This is a genomic window from Streptomyces sp. NRRL B-24484 (assembly GCF_000717715.1).
Lineage (GTDB): Bacteria > Actinomycetota > Actinomycetes > Streptomycetales > Streptomycetaceae > Kitasatospora.
Map to the genome: position 1 here is coordinate 82,043 of NZ_JOAI01000014.1, position 18,486 is coordinate 100,528.

General features: G+C 73.2%; 17 protein-coding genes. 7 read left to right on the plus strand and 10 right to left on the minus strand.

The window, feature by feature from the left end:
- Positions 1 to 175: 175 nt before the first annotated feature.
- Positions 176 to 1,384, minus strand: a complete 1,209-nt coding sequence (locus tag IE98_RS0115230; RefSeq protein ID WP_159400918.1) for a glycosyltransferase — start codon at positions 1,382 to 1,384, stop codon at positions 176 to 178.
- Positions 1,385 to 1,765: 381 nt separating this feature from the next.
- On the opposite strand from IE98_RS0115230, the gene IE98_RS47915 reads away from it, so the two are divergent.
- Complete coding sequence (locus IE98_RS47915) at positions 1,766 to 2,572, plus strand: hypothetical protein (RefSeq protein ID WP_052390540.1); 807 nt, start codon at positions 1,766 to 1,768, stop codon at positions 2,570 to 2,572.
- Between the two features lie 13 nt (positions 2,573 to 2,585).
- On the opposite strand, the gene IE98_RS0115245 is transcribed toward IE98_RS47915, so the two are convergent.
- Complete coding sequence (locus tag IE98_RS0115245) at positions 2,586 to 3,062, minus strand: hypothetical protein (protein WP_030269165.1); 477 nt, start codon at positions 3,060 to 3,062, stop codon at positions 2,586 to 2,588.
- Positions 3,063 to 3,411: 349 nt separating this feature from the next.
- Between IE98_RS0115245 and IE98_RS49070 the strand changes: the two genes are divergently transcribed.
- Positions 3,412 to 3,549: a hypothetical protein gene (locus IE98_RS49070; protein WP_159400919.1), complete on the plus strand. Its 138-nt coding sequence runs from the start codon at positions 3,412 to 3,414 to the stop codon at positions 3,547 to 3,549.
- Positions 3,550 to 3,608: 59 nt separating this feature from the next.
- Here IE98_RS49070 and IE98_RS0115255 read toward each other — a convergent pair whose 3' ends face one another.
- From IE98_RS0115255 to glnA, 3 genes are all read right to left on the minus strand, one after another.
- A complete protein-coding gene (locus IE98_RS0115255) occupies positions 3,609 to 3,809 on the minus strand; it encodes a hypothetical protein (protein WP_030269166.1) in 201 nt (66 codons plus the stop codon).
- 124 nt (positions 3,810 to 3,933) lie between these two features.
- Positions 3,934 to 4,221, minus strand: coding sequence for a hypothetical protein (locus IE98_RS0115260; RefSeq protein ID WP_030269167.1), 288 nt, complete (start codon positions 4,219 to 4,221; stop codon positions 3,934 to 3,936).
- A 152-nt stretch (positions 4,222 to 4,373) separates the two neighbouring features.
- On the minus strand, positions 4,374 to 5,735 hold the full coding sequence (gene glnA / locus IE98_RS0115265) for a type I glutamate--ammonia ligase (RefSeq protein WP_030269168.1): 1,362 nt from the start codon (positions 5,733 to 5,735) through the stop codon (positions 4,374 to 4,376).
- 211 nt (positions 5,736 to 5,946) lie between these two features.
- On the opposite strand from glnA, the gene IE98_RS0115270 reads away from it, so the two are divergent.
- The gene (locus IE98_RS0115270; RefSeq protein ID WP_030269169.1) at positions 5,947 to 7,701 is read left to right on the plus strand and encodes an NAD+ synthase; all 1,755 of its coding nucleotides are present in this window, start codon (positions 5,947 to 5,949) and stop codon (positions 7,699 to 7,701) included.
- 27 nt (positions 7,702 to 7,728) lie between these two features.
- Here IE98_RS0115270 and IE98_RS0115275 read toward each other — a convergent pair whose 3' ends face one another.
- Positions 7,729 to 8,295 carry a maleylpyruvate isomerase N-terminal domain-containing protein gene (locus IE98_RS0115275; RefSeq protein ID WP_030269170.1) on the minus strand — a complete coding sequence of 189 codons (567 nt, stop codon included), beginning with the start codon at positions 8,293 to 8,295 and terminating at the stop codon, positions 7,729 to 7,731.
- Here IE98_RS0115275 and IE98_RS49075 point away from each other — a divergent pair.
- A complete protein-coding gene (locus tag IE98_RS49075) occupies positions 8,294 to 8,446 on the plus strand; it encodes a hypothetical protein (protein WP_159400920.1) in 153 nt (50 codons plus the stop codon). The genes IE98_RS0115275 and IE98_RS49075 overlap by 2 nt on opposite strands.
- Here IE98_RS49075 and IE98_RS0115285 read toward each other — a convergent pair.
- The 3 genes from IE98_RS0115285 to IE98_RS0115295 form a co-directional block, all read right to left on the minus strand.
- Positions 8,424 to 9,419: an endonuclease/exonuclease/phosphatase family protein gene (locus tag IE98_RS0115285; protein ID WP_030269171.1), complete on the minus strand. Its 996-nt coding sequence runs from the start codon at positions 9,417 to 9,419 to the stop codon at positions 8,424 to 8,426. The genes IE98_RS49075 and IE98_RS0115285 overlap by 23 nt on opposite strands.
- A gap of 184 nt (positions 9,420 to 9,603) precedes the next feature.
- Positions 9,604 to 10,275 carry a TetR/AcrR family transcriptional regulator gene (locus IE98_RS0115290; protein ID WP_043174233.1) on the minus strand — a complete coding sequence of 224 codons (672 nt, stop codon included), beginning with the start codon at positions 10,273 to 10,275 and terminating at the stop codon, positions 9,604 to 9,606.
- A gap of 23 nt (positions 10,276 to 10,298) precedes the next feature.
- Positions 10,299 to 11,897 (minus strand): MFS transporter, encoded by a 1,599-nt coding sequence (locus tag IE98_RS0115295; RefSeq protein ID WP_030269174.1) that lies wholly within the window; start codon positions 11,895 to 11,897, stop codon positions 10,299 to 10,301.
- A gap of 277 nt (positions 11,898 to 12,174) precedes the next feature.
- On the opposite strand from IE98_RS0115295, the gene panB reads away from it, so the two are divergent.
- The 3 genes from panB to IE98_RS0115310 all read left to right on the plus strand — a co-directional run bounded on the left by panB (position 12,175) and on the right by IE98_RS0115310 (position 15,046).
- Positions 12,175 to 13,041 carry a 3-methyl-2-oxobutanoate hydroxymethyltransferase gene (panB, locus tag IE98_RS0115300; RefSeq protein ID WP_030269175.1) on the plus strand — a complete coding sequence of 289 codons (867 nt, stop codon included), beginning with the start codon at positions 12,175 to 12,177 and terminating at the stop codon, positions 13,039 to 13,041.
- 182 nt (positions 13,042 to 13,223) lie between these two features.
- On the plus strand, positions 13,224 to 14,234 hold the full coding sequence (locus tag IE98_RS0115305) for an ATP-binding cassette domain-containing protein (RefSeq protein WP_052390541.1): 1,011 nt from the start codon (positions 13,224 to 13,226) through the stop codon (positions 14,232 to 14,234).
- A complete protein-coding gene (locus tag IE98_RS0115310) occupies positions 14,231 to 15,046 on the plus strand; it encodes an ABC transporter permease (protein WP_030269178.1) in 816 nt (271 codons plus the stop codon). The genes IE98_RS0115305 and IE98_RS0115310 overlap by 4 nt, the downstream gene beginning before the upstream one ends.
- A 22-nt stretch (positions 15,047 to 15,068) precedes the next feature.
- On the opposite strand, the gene IE98_RS0115315 is transcribed toward IE98_RS0115310, so the two are convergent.
- Complete coding sequence (locus tag IE98_RS0115315; RefSeq protein ID WP_030269179.1) at positions 15,069 to 18,431, minus strand: AfsR/SARP family transcriptional regulator; 3,363 nt, start codon at positions 18,429 to 18,431, stop codon at positions 15,069 to 15,071.
- Positions 18,432 to 18,486: the final 55 nt, after the last annotated feature.

Sequence of the window (18,486 nt, forward strand, 5' to 3'; positions counted from 1 at the left end):
GCCCCTCCCGGTGTTCGCGGCCCGTCCGACGGGTGCGCGTCTACGAGCCTACGGGCCGCGGTGGGCCGCGGCCCGTCCGGCCCACGGCAGTTGTCCTCACGACGGACGCCGCACGGGAGTGCGCGGGGGCACCTCCCACGCGCCCCCGAATCGACCACCCGCGCGAGGACAACCGCTAGGCGAGCAGCAGGGTCCGCCGGATCCGGCGCCAGGGGAGGGCGGCGAGCGGCACCGCGACGGCCAGGGCGATCCCGGCGGCGGCGAGGGCGGTGTCACCGCGGACGGCCCCAAGCAGGGCGGTGGCCCAGCCGGCGCCGGAGCCGAGCAGGCCGAGGGCGCGGCGGCGACGGTCGGTGATCGGGGTGACGACGGTGCGGCGGCGCTGGCGGCCCGTCCAGGAGACCAGGTGCCGGCCCAGGACCCATTCGCGGAACATCACCCAGAGCGCGAAACCGGTGCCGAGGGTGCCGACCAGCAGGTAGGCGGGGTAGCAGGCGAGCGCCCGCCGCACGCCGAGCTGGAGGCTCGCGGTGGTGAGGGTGACCGCCGCCATGACCAGGAACCACGAGCCGAACCAGCGCACCGCGTCGAACTCGGTGAAGCCGGTGACGAGGTGGTACAGCAGCGAGACGTAGCCCGCGGCGAGCAGGGCGCTGTCGACCATCATGGCGCCGAAGACCTTGGTGAAGCCCCAGCTGCGGAAGAACAGGCCCTTGTGCTTGTCGATGGCCTGGGCCCAGCCGGAGGCCCAGCGGTGGGTCTGGGCCCAGTACTCGCGCCAGCCGCGCGGGTCGCGGACGGCGACGAACTCGCCGCGCACGAAGCCGGCCGGGCGTCCGTGGCGGTTCATCTTGAGGGCGAGTTCGACGTCCTCGCAGAGGCTGTCGGTGGACCAGCCGCCGACCGCGCGCAGGTCGTCGACCCGGTACAGGCCGGCCGAGCCGGAGAGCACCGCGACCCAGCCGTGCCAGGTCTCGACGATCCGGGAGATCCGGTGCGCCGAGGCCCACTCGACGGCCCGGGAGCGCTGGAAGAGCCCGGTGCTGCTGTGCGGGGTGACGGACAGGCAGACGCCGCCGTAGGCGTGCTCGTCCATCACCCGCAGGCAGGTCTCGAAGACCTGCGGGGAGGCGAAGTAACCGTCGGCGTCGAGCAGCGCGACGTGGCTGGTGGTGACCTGCTCCAGGGCGTGGTTCAGCGAGCGGGGCTTGCTCGCGAAGCCGACCTCGATCACCTCGGCGCCGCATTCCGCGGCGATCCGCGCCGTGCCGTCCGTACACGAATCCGCAATGACGAGAACTTTCTGCGGCGGCACGCTCTGAGAAAAGGCGGATTCCACCGCGGTCGCGATGAAATCCGCCTCGTCGTGTGCCGGAATCAGCACGGTGACCGAATGCGTCACCGGCGTGCGAACCACTTCACTGCCGCGCCGACCGCGGTGGTCGCACCCCCGATGGCCAGCATGGCGAGCGAGGCGACACCGGTATGAGCGAGTCCGTACATTCCCTCTGCCTCCTTTTTCCTTCCGCCCGTCGGCGGATCTCGTCCGACGGAGCCGGCCGACCTGGGAGATGGTGCGGTCCGGTGAATGCACCAGATGTATCACGCGGCCGCGGACTGTCAGCTCATCACACAGCGCAGCCGCCGCGACTCTCCGTCAATTCATCCGGTCAGCTCTGGATGCGGGCATTCGCCGGGCCGACCGCGCATCGTGAAACCACCGGAGTCCCGCCGTCATCCGGACGGCCGCCGGTCGAGGAGGGACATGCACCCGCTCAATCTGCTGCTGGCGGCCGCGCTCGCCGCAGCCCCGGGCGGCGGCGCCCACCGCGCCGCCCCCGCGCCGAGCCGCACCGTGTTCATAGACACCTTCGCCACCCTGGACGTCGGTCCGGGCCGCACCTGGGGCTGGCAGACCGCCGCCTACTCCCGGTGCACCGACAGCAGCGACAACCCGAACGCCTGGAAGCTCGACCGGCTCACCACCGCCGCGCTCTCCGCCGCCTCCGGCCACCTCGTCATGACCGCCACCCCGCGGCCGGACGGCGCCTGGAACACCGGGCTGCTCACCACCGGCGACTCCTGCAGCTCCGGCGGCAACGGCGTGCAGGTCCGCACCGGGGACTTCCTGCTCGCCCACATACGCCTGCCGCAGGCCGACACCGGCACCTGGCCCGGACTGTGGACCTGGCGCGACGGCCACAACGAGGTCGACGTCTTCGAGTGGCACGCCGACCGGCCGGAGAACATCGAGTTCGTCAACCACGTCCGCAGCGGCGACACCGTCTTCACCGCGCCGTACGTCGGCGCCGGGAAGTGGATCTACATCGGCGCCCGATTCGGCGCCGACAACACCACCTGGTACATCGGCACCGACCGCAACCGGCTCACCGCCGCCTTCGCCGACCACACCGGCGTCGGCCCCGACTTCGCCGCCTATCCGATCCTCAACCTCTCGGTCAGCGACGGCGCCTTCCACTCCCGCCCGCCGGGCAGCACCCCGGCCACCCTGGAGTCCGACCTGGTGATGATCCAGCGGCCGGCGCCGGTCACCCTGCCCGACGCACCCTGACCGGCCGCGGCGCCTACGCCACCTGCAGGCAGGCGCGCCCCGACGTGCCGGCGCTCGACAGGTACGTCCCGGCGGATCCGCCCCCGGCCACGCTCAGCAGCTCCATCCCGTGCCGGCCGCCCGGACCGTAGCCCAACTCGGTGAGCCTGCGGCAGAGTTCCGAGGCCTGCGTCTGGTCGGCGCCCGCCACCGCGCTCACCATCAGCGAGCGCCGCGGCAGCCCGGACGGCGAGGGCTGCACCAGCACCGCCCCGTGGGCCACGCCCGGCAGGCAGCGGACCTCCTCCGGGACGTCCTCCTGCACCGCACCGGCCTCCGTCTCGGCGGCCGGCTCCTCCGAAGCACCCGACGAGACCTTCGGCGCGCACGAGGGCCGCACCGGGACGAGGGCCGGCCGCCCGGCGTCCGCCGTGGCCTCCCCGTCCGCCCGACACCCCGTCACCGCCACCAGCCCGGCAGCAGCCACGGCCGCCCACGCCAGTCCCCGCACGCGCATTCCCCGCCCCCGAGCCCGTTCGAACCAGCGATGATCATATCGACGCCACTGCCCCCGCCGCCTGCCACCGGCCGCCCGCAGCCACCCGTAGCCGCCCGGGGCGCACGGGGCGCACGGGGCGCACGGCGGGAACGTCGGAGGCGACACCCCGTCAGTCCCTCGAACGAACCCCGCGGGGCCACTACTCTCCGTGAATATTCGACATGCCTGCGTCAGCCGTCCGGAGTAACGTGGCCGGTGGCGGCCCCGCGAATACCCACAGACGGACGCCCCTGCCGAGGAACCCACCCCAGCCGGGGGACACCCCTGCGCGCCGGCTGCCCGACGGCAACCGAGGAATCCCATGTCAAGCGAACTGCTCTTCTACCGCCCCGACAACGGCCACATCGCCACCGGCCGGCTCGAATCCAACGGCAACTTCACCGGCCTGGCCCAGGGCGGCCCGTCCAGCAACTGGCTGGCGGTCACACCCGTCTCCTGACCGCACCGCAGACACCGCACCGGGACCGCACCGAGCGAGCCGACGGCCCCGGTGCGGGGCTACCCGCCGACGTGGGGCGGGTACTGCGGCGGCTGCGGCGCGGCTCCCGCATGACGGCCGGCGACGGCCGCGGCGAGCGCCAACAGAGCCTCCACCTGGGCCGCCTGAATGCGAATCTCGCTGGTGGAGTTGAGGCCAGTGATCTTGGTCCGCGCGAGGATGTCGATCGCGGCCTGGGCGTGCACCTCGTAGTCGGCCATGCCTGACTCCTGTCTGTGCGATGGGACGGTGTGACCTCGAACTACGTCGACGGTAGGTCGCGGCGGCGGCACCGGCACCCCGTGCGAACACCCCACTCCGGGAGGGGCTCCGGGGCCCGCGGCGTCAGTCGCGCCGCTGCCCGCCCGCCTCTTCCACGGCCGCGGCGCCGGCGCGGCGGCGGCTCAGCACAGTGCAGCCCAGGACCACCAGACCGACGGCAACGAGCCTGGCCGCCCGGTGGTAGCCGGACGCCCAGTTCTCCGGGGCGCCGGGCAGCTCGAAGGTGACCCAGACCGCCGCCACTCCACCGAGCACGATCAGCCCGACGGCCCCCCGCGTCCCGAGCCCCGCCCACCAGGGCCCCGAGCCGGAACCCTGCTCGTCGTCCTGCTCAACGTCCTTGCCTGCCATGCCTGTTCTCCCCGACACGTAGCGGTCGAGAAGAAGGACGCCCGGCAGGCCCGGAAGGTTCACCGACCGCCCGACAGAACGCCCTCGGGCCGGCGGATCGCATCCACCGGCCCGAGGGGCTTCTTGCGTTTCGTACCTACTCTGACCTGCGGTTACAGCACCTGCAGGTTCTTCCGCAGCTCGAACGGCGTCACCTCGGAGCGGTACTCCTCCCACTCCTGGCGCTTGTTGCGCAGGAAGAAGTCGAAGACGTGCTCGCCCAGGGTCTCGGCGACGAGTTCGCTGCGCTGCATCAGGTCGATGGCCTCGCCGAGGTTCTGCGGCATGGGCTGGATCCCCAGCGCACGGCGCTCGGCGTCGGAGAGGGCCCACACGTCGTCGTCGGCGCCGGGCGGGAGTTCGTAGCCCTCCTCGATGCCCTTGAGGCCGGCGGCGAGGGTGACGGCGTAGGCGAGGTAGGGGTTGCAGCCGGTGTCGAGGGAGCGGACCTCGATGCGGGTGGAGCCCTGCTTGCCGGGCTTGTACATCGGGACCCGGATCAGCGCGGAGCGGTTGTTGTGGCCCCAGCAGATGTACGAGGGGGCCTCGCCGCCGGCGCCGGCGGTCCGCTGCGAACCGCCCCAGATGCGCTTGTAGGAGTTGACCCACTGGTTGGTGACGGCGGCGATCTCGGCGGCGTGCTTGAGCAGGCCGGCGATGAACGAGCGGCCCACCTTGGAGAGCTGGTACTCGGCCCCCGACTCGTGGAAGGCGTTGCGGTCGCCCTCGAAGAGCGAGACGTGGGTGTGCATGCCCGAACCGGGGTGGTTGGAGAACGGCTTGGGCATGAAGCTGGCGTGCACGCCCTGCTCCAGCGCGACCTCCTTCATGACCAGGCGGAAGGTCATGATGTTGTCGGCGGTGGAGAGCGCGTCCGCGTACCGGAGGTCGATCTCCTGCTGGCCCGGGGCACCCTCGTGGTGGGAGAACTCCACCGAGATGCCCATCGACTCCAGCATGGTGATGGCCTGTCGGCGGAAGTCGTGGCCGACGCCGCGCGGGGTGTGGTCGAAGTAACCGGACTGGTCGGCCGGGATCGGCGCGGTGCCGTCGCCGGGGAGGTTCTTCAGGAGGAAGAACTCGATCTCGGGGTGGGTGTAGAAGGTGAAGCCCTGTGCGGACGCCTTCTCCAGGGTGCGCTTGAGCACGTACCGCGGATCGGCGAACGACGGCGAGCCGTCCGGCATGAGGATGTCGCAGAACATGCGCGCGGTGCCCGGGGTCTCGGAGCGCCACGGCAGTATCTGGAAGGTGGTCGGGTCCGGCTTGGCGATCATGTCGGACTCGTAGACCCGGGCGAAGCCCTCGATCGCCGAGCCGTCGAAGCCGATGCCCTCCTCGAAGGCCTGCTCCAGCTCGGCGGGCGCGACTGCGACCGACTTCAGGAACCCGAGGACGTCGGTGAACCACAGCCGGACAAAACGGATGTCACGCTCTTCGAGCGTGCGAAGCACGAACTCCTGCTGCTTGCCCATGGGGACAGTCTCACCTCTGCTCTTTACGTCCGTGTTACGCCCGGCGGCGGCGGGCGGTGGCCGGAGCGGCTCGTGGTCCCGCGACCGATCCCATCATGGCGGATCACCGCCCGCCGTCCACCCCTGGGTAGCCGTCGGCCGAAGGGTGGACGGCGGCCCCCGGGGGCACCCCCCGCGACATAACGTCAGTTAGACGATTACACTCGTGGCCATGCCGAATCTGCGTCTCGCCCTGTGCCAGAACGACCCCTGGGTCGGCGACATCACCCGCAACAGCGACGAGGTGGTGCGCTGGACCCGGCAGGCCGCCGACGCGGGCGCCCAGCTGGTCGCCTTCCCCGAGATGGCCCTGACCGGGTACCCGGTCGAGGACCTCGCCCTGCGCGGCTCCTTCGTGGAGGCCTCGCGCACCGCCCTGGTGGAGCTCGCCGCCCGGCTGCGGGACGAGGGCCTGGGCGAGGTGCCGGTGGTCGTCGGCTACCTGGGCCGCTCCGACCACGACTCGCCGCGCCTGCACCGCCCGGCCGGCTCCCCGCAGAACTGCGCCGCGGTGCTGCACCGCGGCGAGGTGGTCACCCGCTTCGCCAAGCACTACCTGCCCAACTACGGCGTCTTCGACGAGTACCGCTACTTCGTCCCCGGCGACCAGCTGGTGGTGCTGACCCTGCACGGCGTGGACGTCGCGCTGGCGATCTGCGAGGACATCTGGCAGGACGGCGGCCGGGCCACCGCCGCGGGCGAGGTCGACGCCGGCCTGCTGCTGGTGGTCAACGGCTCCCCGTACGAGCGGAACAAGGACGACGTCCGGCTGGAGCTGGTGCAGCGCCGGGCCGCGGAGGCGGGCTGCACCCTCGCCTACCTGAACATGGTCGGCGGCCAGGACGAGCTGGTCTTCGACGGCGACTCGGTCGTGGTCTCGAAGGACGGCGAGGTGCTGGCCCGGGCCCCGCAGTTCGAGGAGCGGCTGCTGCTCACCGACCTGGAGCTGCCGGCCGCCCCCGCCGAGCACACCGACGGCCTGATCCTCACCGACGGGCTGCACCTGGTGCGGGTGGACCTCGGCGGCGAGGCGCTGCCCGCCCCGGCCGAGCCGGTCGCCGCGGAGATCGCGCCGCGGCTGGACGACGAGGCGGAGATCTACGCCGCCCTGGTCGAGGGCACCCGGGCGTACGTCCGCAAGAACGGCTTCAAGTCGGTGCTGATCGGCCTGTCCGGCGGCATCGACTCGGCGCTGGTCGCGGCGATCGCGGTGGACGCGGTCGGCGCGGAGAACGTGCACTGCATCTCGATGCCGAGCCGGTACTCCTCGGAGCACTCCAAGGACGACGCGGCCGACCTGGCCCGCCGCACCGGCCTCAACTTCCGTACCGTGTCCATCGCCCCGATGTTCGACGCCTACATGGGCTCGCTGGGGCTGACCGGCCTGGCCGAGGAGAACCTGCAGTCCCGGCTGCGCGGCACCCTGCTGATGGCGGTCTCCAACCAGGAGGGCCACATCGTCCTCGCGCCGGGCAACAAGAGCGAGCTGGCGGTCGGCTACTCGACGCTGTACGGCGACTCGGTGGGCGCCTACGGCCCCATCAAGGACGTCTACAAGTCGCTGATCTTCCGGCTGGCGAAGTGGCGCAACGAGGCCGCCGAGGCCCGCGGCGAGGAGCCGCCGATCCCGGAGAACACCATCACCAAGCCGCCGTCCGCGGAGCTGCGGCCGGACCAGGTCGACACCGACTCGCTGCCCGACTACGACCTGCTGGACACCGTGCTCGACCTGTACGTCGAGGGCGACCTCGGCCGGGACGCGATCGTCGCCAGGGGCTTCCCGCCCGAGGTGGTGGACCGGGTGGTCCGGCTGGTCGACACCGCCGAGTACAAGCGCCGGCAGTACCCGCCGGGCCCGAAGATCTCGGCCAAGGGCTTCGGCCGGGACCGCCGCCTGCCGATCACCAACCGGTGGCGCCGGGGCTGACCCGGAGCGGACCGTGCGGCGCCCCGCTCAGCCGAGCGAGGCCTGCCAGGTCCAGGAGGTGCGCCGCGGCCGGCCGCCCAGCGCGGCCCGCCCGGTGCACCAGAGCAGCACGGCGGCCGGCTCGCCGCCCGGCGCGTCCGGGAAGAGCCGGGCCAGGACCGCGGCGCAGAGCGAGGCCGGCGGGTGCCACTCGGCCCGCAGGCCCCGGGTGATGTCCCAGGTGTGCAGCAGGGTCTCGGCGACGCCCATGGCCGCGAAGCCGGACGGGTCGCACGGGCCCCAGTGCCAGGCCCTGGCCTCGGGCCCGCTGACGGCCAGTGCGCCGACCAGCAGCCCGCCGGCGGCCCGGACGACCTGCAGCACCTCGTCCACCGGGGCCTCCCGGCGGACGACCAGGTCGAAGGGCAGGTAGCTCTCGCGCGGGCGGGCGGCCAACTGGCCGGCGTAGGCCAGCAGGTCGTGCGCGACGTGCACGGCGGTCTCGCGGCACGTCCAGGTCAGCGGACCGGCCTGGACCGACCAGTCGTCATCCTCGTGGAGGACGAGCACGTCCAGCGCCGCGGTGAGGGCGCGGTGCACGTCGCGTCCGTTCATGCCAGCCATCGTCGCACGGCACGGCCGGACGCCGCCCCCGAACGCCGCCCCCGACGACGGCCAGGGCGGCGACGGCGGCGACGGCGGCGACGGCGGCGACGGCGGCGACGGCGACGGCGACGGACGGGTCAGTACCGGTAGGTGGCGGTGACGGCGCGGTGGTCGCTGCCGTCGGAGGGCAGCACCCGCGAGTCGGTCGGGGTCAGCTTGCCCTTGCTGAGGATCTGGTCGATCCGGGCCATCGGGAAGGCGGACGGCCAGGAGAAGCCGAAGCCGTCGCCGGCGGCGCCCTGCGCGGAGCGCATCTGCGAGGTGATCGGCGCCAGGCTGCGGTCGTTCATGGTGCCGTTGAGGTCGCCGAGGAGGATGACCTTCTTCAGCTGCTCGGCCTCGATGGCGTCGCCCAGCGCCTGCGCGCTGTGGTCGCGCCGGCCGGCCGTGAAGCCGCTCTCCGACTTGACCCGCACCGAGGGCAGGTGGGCGACGTACACGGCGAGCGGGCCCTGCGGCGTGGTGACCTCGGCCCGGAAGGCGCGGGTCCAGCCGATCTTGATGTCGACCTCGCGGACGTCGTCGATCGGGTAGGTCGACCAGAGGCCGACGGTGCCCCGCACGACGTGGTGCGGGTACCGGGCGGCCAGCCCCTCGGTGTAGACCGCGGCCGCGCTCGGCGCGATCTCCTCCAGGGCGACGATCTCGGCGCCGGAGCCGTTCAGCAGCTTCAGGGTGCCGGCGGTGTCGCTGTTGGCCGCGGCCACGTTGTGGGTGAGCACGGTGAAGTCGCCGCGGCCGCCGCCCTTGTCGGTCAGCAGTCCGCCGAACAGGTTCAGCCAGACGATCGCCGGCAGCAGCACCGCGGTCAGCGCGGTCGCCGAGCGGCGCCACAGGCCGACCGCGAGCAGCACCGGAACGGCCAGGCCCAGCCAGGGCAGGAAGGTCTCCAGCAGGCTGCCCAGGTTGCCCCAGCGGTTGGGGAGGGCCGCGTGGAAGGCCAGCAGCAGCGCGGTGAGGACGGCGAGGACGGCGGTGACCCACCCGCGGCGCGGGTCCAGCCAGCGGCGGCCGCCGGCCGGTGGGGCCGGTGCGCCGTCGGCTGCTGCCACTGCCTCGTCCGCCTGCACCATGCGCCCCGCTCCTCCGCATCCGGCCGCTCGTCCGCCGGGATGGTCCGTACCCGTTCCGGCCGTGCCGGGCCGGAGTGCGCGGAGGGTCGGTGGGACCCCCGGCACACGCCCGGTCGTATTCTCGGCTCAGCCTATGACGGCATGGACGCGCGAGTGCCACCGGAAGGTTGCGGCACGCCCCGGATCAGCGGGAACGCCCTCCGGACGGCTGCGCGCCGACCCCGTTGAGGACGGCGTCGACCATCTGCTCGGCGAGGTCCGGGTCGTCCAGCGGAGCCTCGTCCCAGAGCACCGAGCGCAGCAGGATCGGGCCGATGATGATCTCGCAGACCAGCTCGACGTCGATGTCCGAACGGAGCACGCCCTCGTCGACGCCGCGGCGGACGATGGCGCGGGCCAGCTCGCGGCGGGGCTTGACCACCTGTTCCTGGTAGGCCTCGCGCAGCTCCGGCCAGGCGTTCATCTGGCTGAGGGCCGACTTGAGCATCCAGCGGGAGCGCTTGGCGAGGCCGCGCTTGCGCATGTAGTCGACCATGCGCACGAGTTCCTCGCGGACGGTGCCGCCGCTGGGCTCGGGCAGCGGGGACTCCAGCCGGGCGACGACCTCGACCAGCAGGGCCTCCTTGTTGGGCCAGCGCCGGTAGATGGTGGCCTTGCCGACGCCCGCCGCGGCCGCGATCCGTTCGACGGACAGCTCGGAGAGGCTCTTGCCGGACTCCATCAGGTCCTCGACGGCGGCGAAGATCGCCTGCTCCGCGGCCTCGCTGCGCGGGCGGCCCCGGCGCGGGGCGCAGAGCTCCGCGGCGGGGCCGTCCTCGTCGGCGCCGCATGCCGAGACGGTCGGTTCGGTGTGCATGGCGCCATTCTCTCCTGACGTGCTCAGACCCTGGTCGGGCGCGGCTCGGTGTCGGCCGGGGAGCCGTCCGCGGCGGGGCCGGCGGCCGGCGCGGCGGGGGCCTTGCCGGGCAGCAGCACCAGGGCGAGCACCACGCCGAGGGCGGTGATGGCGGCGGAGAGGCCTGCGACCACGTGCATGGCGTGCACGAAGGCGTCCTCGGCGGGGGCGACCAGGCCGGGCATCCGGGCGCGGTCGGCGACCGCGAGGGTGGCCTCCAGGGACTCGCCGGCCTTGTCGCGGATGCCGGCGGGCAGCTTGTCGAGGTGCTCGCTCATGCCGTCGCGGTACACGGTGGACAGCACCGCGCCGAGCACGGCGACGCCGAGCGAGCCGCCGACCTGGCGGAAGGTGTTGTTGATGGCGGAGCCGGCGCCGGCCTTCTCGCGGGGCAGCGAGCCCATGATGGCGACGGTGACCGGGGGCATGACGTGGGCCATGCCGGCGCCCATCACGAAGCCGATGACGATCAGGACCCAGATCGGCGTCGTGGTGCCGAGCAGCAGGTAGCCGAGGAAGCCGACCACGATCAGGGCCATGCCGCCGGCGCAGGTGGCGCGGACGCCGAAGCGGTCGACGACGAGGCGGGCGCGCGGGGCGAATGCCATCTGGGCGGCGGCCAGCGGGAGCATCAGCATGCCGGACTGCAGGGCGCTGTAGCCGCGGACGCTCTGGGTGTAGAAGACGCCGAAGAAGGAGACGCCCATCAGCGCGAAGAAGACCACGCCGATGACGACGACCGAGGCGGAGAACACCCGGTTGCGGAACCAGGTGACGTCGAGTGCGGGGTGCGCGGTGCGCCGCTCGAAGAGGACGAAGGCGGCGAGCGCGACCACGCCGACGAGGATCGGCACCCAGGCGCCGGGGGCGGTGAAGTCGGCGAGCTCGCCGCCCTTGATGATGCCGTAGATCAGCGCGACCAGGCCGATGACGGAGAGCACCACGCCGATCGGGTCGAGCTTGCCGGGCCTGGGGTCCTTCGAGTTCGGCACCAGGACGGACATGGCGACCAGGGCGAGGACCACGATCGGGACGTTGACCAGGAAGACCGAGCCCCACCAGAAGTGCTCGATCAGCAGGCCGCCGGTGATCGGGCCGATGGCGATGGCGAGGCCGACCGCGCCGGCCCAGATGCCGATCGCCTTCGGCTGCTCCTTGCGGTCGAAGACGTTCATGATGATCGCGAGGGTGGCGGGCATCACGAAGGCGCCGCCGAGGCCCATGACCGCGCGGAAGGCGATGAGCTGGCCGGGGCTGTCGGCGATCGCGGAGAGCAGCGAGCCGAGGCCGAAGACGGCCATGCCGGCGAGCAGGGACCACTTGCGGCCGAGCCGGTCACCGAGCAGGCCCGCGGTGAAGAGCAGGCCGGCGAAGACCAGGGTGTAGGAGTTGATCGCCCACTCGAGGTCGCTCTGGCTGGCGCCGAGGCCGGTGGGGGCGGGCTGGGCGATCGTCTTCATCGCCACGTTGAGGATCGAGTTGTCGAGGACGACGACGAGCAGGGCAAGGATCAGCGTGCCCAGGATGGCCCAGCGTCGACGGTGGACGGCTTCGGACGTGTGCGGTGGCGCAGCGATGGTCATGGTGTGGATTCCCCGTCCGTACGAAAAAGACCTGTGCGGACTTACGAGTCGATGGCGTCTCGTAACCCGTTCGGCTCAAGCCTAGCCCGTTTTTCGATACGAGACGGACCCGTATCGCAAAGTCTGGGTAAAGGGTTCCGGGCCGGGCGGCGGACGGAGGGTGACGGACGGCCCGTGCCCCGGGTCTTTGCGGCGGGCGGGCGGCGTGCAAGCATGGGAGCAGATCCGGGGACGCCGTACGGCGCCACGAGACGACAACCCTTCAGGAGCCTGTTCGATGAACGCTTCTCCGCTTCAGCCTGCCCCGTCGCAGGAAGGCACCGTGCTCTACGGCGGCATCACCAACCGGCGCGTGACCGTGCGCGACCTCGCCAGGGCCAAGCAGCACGGCGAGCGCTGGGCGATGCTGACCGCCTACGACGCGCTGACCGCCGGTGTCTTCGACGAGGCGGGCATCCCGGTGCTGCTCGTCGGCGACTCGGCCGGCAACTGCCACCTCGGCTACGAGAACACCGTCCCGGTGACCATGGACCAGATGGTGATGCTCTCCGCGGCCGTCGTCCGCGGCACCAAGCGGGCCCTCGTCGTCGGTGACATGCCCTTCGGTTCGTACCAGGAGTCGCCGGCCCAGGCGATGCACAACGCCGCCCGCCTGATGAAGGAGGCCGGCGTCGGCGCGGTGAAGCTGGAGGGCGGCGAGCGCAGCGCCCGTTCGATCGAGCTGCTGGTCGAGGCCGGCATCCCGGTGATGGCGCACATCGGCCTCACCCCGCAGTCCGTGCACGCCTTCGGCGGCTACCCCGTCCAGGGCCGCGGCGACGAGGCGGCCCACCGGCTGCTGCGCGACGCCAAGGCCGTGCAGCAGGCCGGCGCCTTCTCCGTGGTGCTGGAGGCGGTGCCCGCCGAGCTCGCCGCCCAGGTCACCGAGCAGCTGGCGATCCCGACCGTCGGCATCGGCGCCGGTGTGGGTACCGACGCCCAGGTGCTGGTCTGGACGGACATGGCCGGCATGACGGCCGGCCGGGTGCCGAAGTTCGTCAAGCAGTACGCGAACCTGCGGGCCGTCCTCGGCGACGCCGCCCGGGAGTTCGCGGCCGAGGTCGGCGCGGGCACCTTCCCGGCGCCCGAGCACAGCTTCAGCTGACCCCGGACGGCCACCGGCCGGCCCGGCAGCACGGCGCACCCGCCCCCGCGGCGGGTGCGCCGTCGGCGTTCCGGGCGCCGGCGGCGGCGTGCAGGCGGCGTGACAGCGGCCGGCGCCCGGCCGCCCGGCGCTGACAGCCGGACGACAGAGCGGCGACAGCAGGCCCGGGCAGCCTGTGGGACATGACACCGATCGCCACCGCCCCGAACGACCGGGGGCCCCGCAACCACGCCGTGGAGGTCCGCGGCATCGTCAAGACCTTCGGCGCCACCCGCGCGCTCGACGGCGTCGACCTGACCGTCCGCGAGGGCACCGTGCTCGGCCTGCTCGGCCCGAACGGCGCCGGCAAGACCACCCTGGTGCGGATCCTCTCCACCCTGGTCAAGCCCGACGCCGGCACCGCCTTCGTCGGCGGCTACGACGTGCTGCGCCAGCCGAAGCAGCTGCGCCGCACCATCGGCCTCACCGGCCAGTACGCCTCGGTGGACGAGCTGCTCTCCGGCTACGAGAACCTCTACCTGATCGGCCGGCTGCTCGACCTCTCGGCCAAGGAGTCCAAGACCCGCGCCGCCGAGCTGCTGGAGCGCTTCTCGCTCACCGAGGCGGCCAAGCGGCCCGCCAAGACCTACTCCGGCGGCATGCGCCGCCGCCTCGACCTCGCCGCCTCGATGATCGGCCGGCCGAAGGTGCTCTACCTGGACGAGCCCACCACCGGCCTCGACCCGCGCACCCGCAACGAGGTCTGGGACGAGGTCCAGCGGATGGTCGCCGAGGGCTCCACCGTGCTGCTGACCACCCAGTACATGGAGGAGGCCGAGCAGCTCGCCCACGAGCTCACCGTGATCGACCGCGGCCGGGTGATCGCCGCCGGCGGCATCGAGGAGCTCAAGACCCAGGTCGGCGGCCAGACCCTGCAGGTCCGCCCGCTGCACCCGGCCGAGCTGCCCGAGATGGCCCGCTGCCTGCACGAGGCCGGCGTCGCCGCCACCTTCTCCGCCGACACCGGGCTGCTCTCCGTGCAGCTCACCGGCGAGGACCAGCTCACCGCCGTCGTCGGCGTCCTCGGCACCCGCGGCTTCGGCATCGCGGGCATCGACACCAAGCTCCCCAGCCTCGACGAGGTCTTCCTCGCCATCACCGGCAAGCCGTCCGCCTCCGCCGCCCCGATCCTCGACAAGGAGCCCGTGGCATGACCGCCGCCACCCTCGCCCCCGCCACCGCCCACGCGGACGACCCGCGGATCGGCCTCGCCGGACACCTGCGCCACGTCGGCGCGCTGACCCGCCGCAACCTGATGCGGATCAAGGCCGACCCGGAGTCGATGCTCGACGCGCTGCTGATCCCGATCATCTTCACCGTGCTGTTCGTCTACGTCTTCGGCGGCGCGGTCTCCGGCAGCCAGCACGACTACATCCAGTACATGATCCCGGGCCTGCTCGGCACCACCGGCCTCAACCTGGCGATGGCCGTCGGCACAGGCCTCAACAGCGACTTCCAGACCGGCGTGATGGACCGCTTCCGGACCCTGCCGATCGGCCGGGCCTCGGTGCTGCTCTCCAAGATCGTCGCGGAGACCTGCCGCGGCCTGGTCTCCTTCACCATCCTCATCGCCTTCTCGATGATCCTCGGACTGGAGATCAAGACCGGCTTCCTGCAGCTGCTCGCCGCGGTCGGCCTGTCCCTGCTGTTCGGCATGTCGATCATCTGGATCTCGATGCTGCTCGGCATGTCGCTGCGCAGCGCCCAGGCCGTGCAGGGCGTCAGCATGCTGGTCATGATGCCGCTGCAGTTCGGCAGCTCGATCTTCGCGCCGACCAGCACCATGCCGGGCTGGCTGCAGGCCTTCACCGAGTACAACCCGCTGTCCGCACTGGCCGACGCCTGCCGCAACCTGATCAACGGCGGCCCGCTCACCCACTCGGTGACGATCGTGGTCGTCTGGTCGGTGGCGATCACCGCCGTCACCGCGCCGATGGCCGTGGCCCGCTTCCGCAAGCGGACCTGACGGCACGGATCCCGACGCGGCGTCAGAGGGCGCCGGGGTCGTCCATCAGGGCGGCCGCCTCCGAGAGGGTGAGGCGGCCGCCCTCGGCGTGCCCGGCCGCGTACGAGTCCTCGCCGAGCAGGCCGGTCAGCACCTGCGCCATCCGGTCGCGCTCCCGGCGCTCCATGTACGAGCCGCGGCTGCCGTGCAGGGCGTCGTGGGCGCCGAGCAGCACGGCCGCCCGGCGGGCCGCCGGCCGCGGGTCCTCCTGCTGCTCGGCGAGGGCCAGCACGATGCCGGTGGCCGGCAGCATCAGCATCACGGCCATGTGCTCGGCGAAGGCGGTCGCCCCGCCGGGCACGCGCTTCATCTCCCGGCGGCCCCCGGCGAGCAGTTCCAGGCCGCGCACCGGGTCGCCGGCCCGCGCGGTGACCCAGCCGCGGATGCAGCCGACGATGCCGTCGAACACGCCGGGCACGATCGGCCCGAACGCCTGGTTGTTCATCACCAGCCGGTCGAGCTCGGCCAGCGCCGGGGCGTACTCCCCGCGCTGGGTGTGGATGTTGCAGAGCACCAGCCGTCCGTAGAGCATCGTGCCGTCGGCCGCGTGGTTGGCGGCCCGGACGGACTCCAGCGCCTCGCGGATCCGCCGCTCGCCCTCGGCGGCGTCGAACTCGATGAGCGCCTCGCCGAGCCGGACCTCCAGCAGCGGCACCTCCTGCCAGGCCCCGAGTTCGGTGGCGATCTCGATGGACTGCCGGTAGGCCTCCGCCGCCCGCCGGCCGTCGCCCTGCTTGGCGGCGTTCTCGGCCTGGGCGGAGAGCGCCTCCGACATGCCCCAGCGGTTGCCGAGCCGGGTGAAGATCTCCAGCGCCTCGGCGCTGTCGGCGACGGCCTGGCCGAGGCCGCCCACCCAGTCGTTGAGCAGCCGGGCGCGCAGCTGCAGGGCGAAGGCGAGGTCCAGCGGGCGGCCGTACCGGCGGCAGCCCTCGACGGCGGTGTCCATCGTCTCGCGCATCCGGTCCAGCTCGCCGGAGAGGAAGACCGCGAACACCCGCAGCAGCGCCGGGAACCGGTAGGACTGCGGCAGGTCCGGGGTGTAGGTGGCCAGCACCCGGGTGGCCAGCTCGATCGCGGCCGGATCGCCGATCGCCGCCATGTTGCCGGTGAACTGGTCGATCAGGCGGTGCAGTTGGACCTGCCGGCGGGCCTCGTCCAGCATCTCCTGCGGCAGCGGCGGCGGCGCGTCCAGCGGGCCGGTCTCCAGCGGCACCGGCGGCGGCGCGTCCTCGGCGAACGCGTCGGGGGCGAAGGCGCAGACCGCGTCGTACCACTCGCGGGCCTCCCGCCGGTTGTCGCGCAGCGACCAGAACCAGCTCATGCCGAGCACCAGGACGAGCGACTCCTGCTCGTCCCGGAGCTCGACGGCGGTGCGCAGCGCGGCCCGGATGTTCTCCTGCTCGCCGTCGAGCTGGGCGAGGCGCTCGACCTGCTCGTGGCCGTGCATGTGGAAGTCGGCGATCCGGACGAGTTCGCGGTAGTGGCGGACGTGGCGCAGCGCGGCGCCGTCGCCGCCGGACGCGGCGAGCTTCTCGGCGGCGTACTCGTGGATGGTCTCCAGCATCCCGTAGCGCGGGCCGTTCTCCAGGTCGGCGACGACCAGGGACTTGTCCACCAGGGAGAGCAGCAGGTCGGCGACGTCCTCGCCGCGCACCTGGCTGCCGTCGGCGACGACCTGTTCGGCGTCCTCCAGAGTGCAGCCGCCGGCGAAGACGGAGAGCCGGCGGAGCACCGCGCGTTCGCGTTCGCCGAGCAGGTCCCAGCTCCAGTCGACGACGGCGCGCAGGGTCTGCTGACGGGGCAGCAGGGTGCGGGAGCCGGCGGTGAGCAGGGCGAACCGGCCGTCGAGGCGGTCGGCGAGCTGGCGCGGGGTCAGGCCGCGCAGCCGGGCGGCGGCGAGCTCGATGGCGAGCGGCAGGCCGTCCAGCCGGCGGCAGATCTCCGCGCAGGCCTCCGGGTCCTCGGCGGGGTCGAAGCCTGGCCGGGCGGCGGCGCCGCGTTCGGCGAGCAGCCGCAGCGCGGCCGGGTCGGGCAGCGGTTCGACCGGCAGCACCGCCTCGCCGGGGACGCCGAGCGGCTCCCGGCTGGTGGCGAGGACGGTGAGCTCGGGGCATTCGGCGAGCAGCCGGTCGGCGAGGTCGGCGGCAGCCTGCACCAGGTGCTCGCAGTTGTCGAGGACGAGCAGCATCCGGCGCGGGCTGCAGTGCTCGACGAGCCGCCGGACGGGGTCGCTGCGGCGGGCGTCCATCACCTCGGCGACGGCGCCGCCGGTGTGCAGCACCGTCTCGCGCAGGCCGAGCGCGGCGGCGACGGCGCCGGGGACGGCCAGCGGGTCCTCCAGCGGGGCGAGCTCGACCATCCAGACGCCGTCCGGCCAGGAGTCGCCGTGCTGGGCGGCGCGGCCGGCCTCCACCGAGAGCCGGGTCTTGCCGGAGCCGCCGGGGCCGGTGAGCGTGGTGAGCCGGCCCACAGTCAGGGCCCGGCCGAGGGCGGTGAGGTCGCCGTCGCGGCCGACGAAGCTGGTGAGCCGGGGGCGGAGGTTGCCGCCCGGGGCGGTCCGGACCGCCGGTACGGCGGCGGGTGCGGGCTGGGCCGGTACGGCGGCGGGTGCCGGCGGGGCCGGTGCGGCGGCGGGTGGGGGTGCCAGCAGGTCGGCGTGCAGGGCGCGCAGCTCGGGGCCGGGGTCGGTGCCGAGCCGGTCGGCCAGGACGCGGCGGGTGTCCTCGTAGCGCTGCAGGGCCTCGGCGGTGCGGCCCTCGGCCCGCAGCGCGCGGATCGCCAGCGCGTGCAGCTGCTCGTCGAGCGGGTGCAGTTCGCAGAGTTCGGCGAGTTCGGCGGTGAGGTCGGCGGTGTTGCCGAGGGCGAGGTCGGCGGTGATCCGGTGCCGGCGGGCCTCCTCGCGCCGGGCCTCCAGCCGGACGGCGGGCCCGGCCCGGTCGGGCAGGTCGGCGAGGGCCGGGCCGCGCCACAGGGCGAGGGCGCGGTGCAGCCGGTCGGCGGCCTCCTGGTGGTCGCCGGCGACGAGCGCCCGGCGGCCGTCGGCGGCGAGCCGCAGGAAGTCGTCGGCGTCGGTGCGGCCGGTCAGCCAGTAGCCGGCCGGCCCGGAGCCGATCTCCTCCCGGCCGATGGTGCGGCGCAGCCGGCCGACCAGGGTCTGCAGGGCGGCGGAGGAGTCCTGCGGCGGATCGTCGCCCCACACCTCGTCCACCAGCAGGTCGGCCGGGACGGGCCGGCCCTGGCGCAGGGCGAGCGCGGCCAGCAGGGCGCGCAACCGGGCGCCGCCGAGCGGTACCGGGGTGCCGTCGTCGTGGTGGGCGGTGGTGGTGCCGAGGATGCCGTAGTGCACGGGCCCATTCTGGTCGACGGGCAGCGTGGCGGGCGCACGGATATTCGCACCGGTG

Coding starts and splice junctions, on each gene's coding strand:
- IE98_RS47915 (WP_052390540.1), top strand. CDS start 1,766: ATGCACCCGCTCAATCTGCTGCTGGCGGCCGCGCTCGCCGCAGCCCCG.
- IE98_RS49070 (WP_159400919.1), top strand. CDS start 3,412: ATGTCAAGCGAACTGCTCTTCTACCGCCCCGACAACGGCCACATCGCC.
- IE98_RS0115255 (WP_030269166.1), bottom strand. CDS start 3,809: ATGGCCGACTACGAGGTGCACGCCCAGGCCGCGATCGACATCCTCGCG.
- IE98_RS0115260 (WP_030269167.1), bottom strand. CDS start 4,221: ATGGCAGGCAAGGACGTTGAGCAGGACGACGAGCAGGGTTCCGGCTCG.
- glnA (WP_030269168.1), bottom strand. CDS start 5,735: ATGGGCAAGCAGCAGGAGTTCGTGCTTCGCACGCTCGAAGAGCGTGAC.
- IE98_RS0115270 (WP_030269169.1), top strand. CDS start 5,947: ATGCCGAATCTGCGTCTCGCCCTGTGCCAGAACGACCCCTGGGTCGGC.
- IE98_RS49075 (WP_159400920.1), top strand. CDS start 8,294: ATGCCAGCCATCGTCGCACGGCACGGCCGGACGCCGCCCCCGAACGCC.
- IE98_RS0115275 (WP_030269170.1), bottom strand. CDS start 8,295: ATGAACGGACGCGACGTGCACCGCGCCCTCACCGCGGCGCTGGACGTG.
- IE98_RS0115285 (WP_030269171.1), bottom strand. CDS start 9,419: ATGGTGCAGGCGGACGAGGCAGTGGCAGCAGCCGACGGCGCACCGGCC.
- IE98_RS0115290 (WP_043174233.1), bottom strand. CDS start 10,275: ATGCACACCGAACCGACCGTCTCGGCATGCGGCGCCGACGAGGACGGC.
- IE98_RS0115295 (WP_030269174.1), bottom strand. CDS start 11,897: ATGACCATCGCTGCGCCACCGCACACGTCCGAAGCCGTCCACCGTCGA.
- panB (WP_030269175.1), top strand. CDS start 12,175: ATGAACGCTTCTCCGCTTCAGCCTGCCCCGTCGCAGGAAGGCACCGTG.
- IE98_RS0115305 (WP_052390541.1), top strand. CDS start 13,224: ATGACACCGATCGCCACCGCCCCGAACGACCGGGGGCCCCGCAACCAC.
- IE98_RS0115310 (WP_030269178.1), top strand. CDS start 14,231: ATGACCGCCGCCACCCTCGCCCCCGCCACCGCCCACGCGGACGACCCG.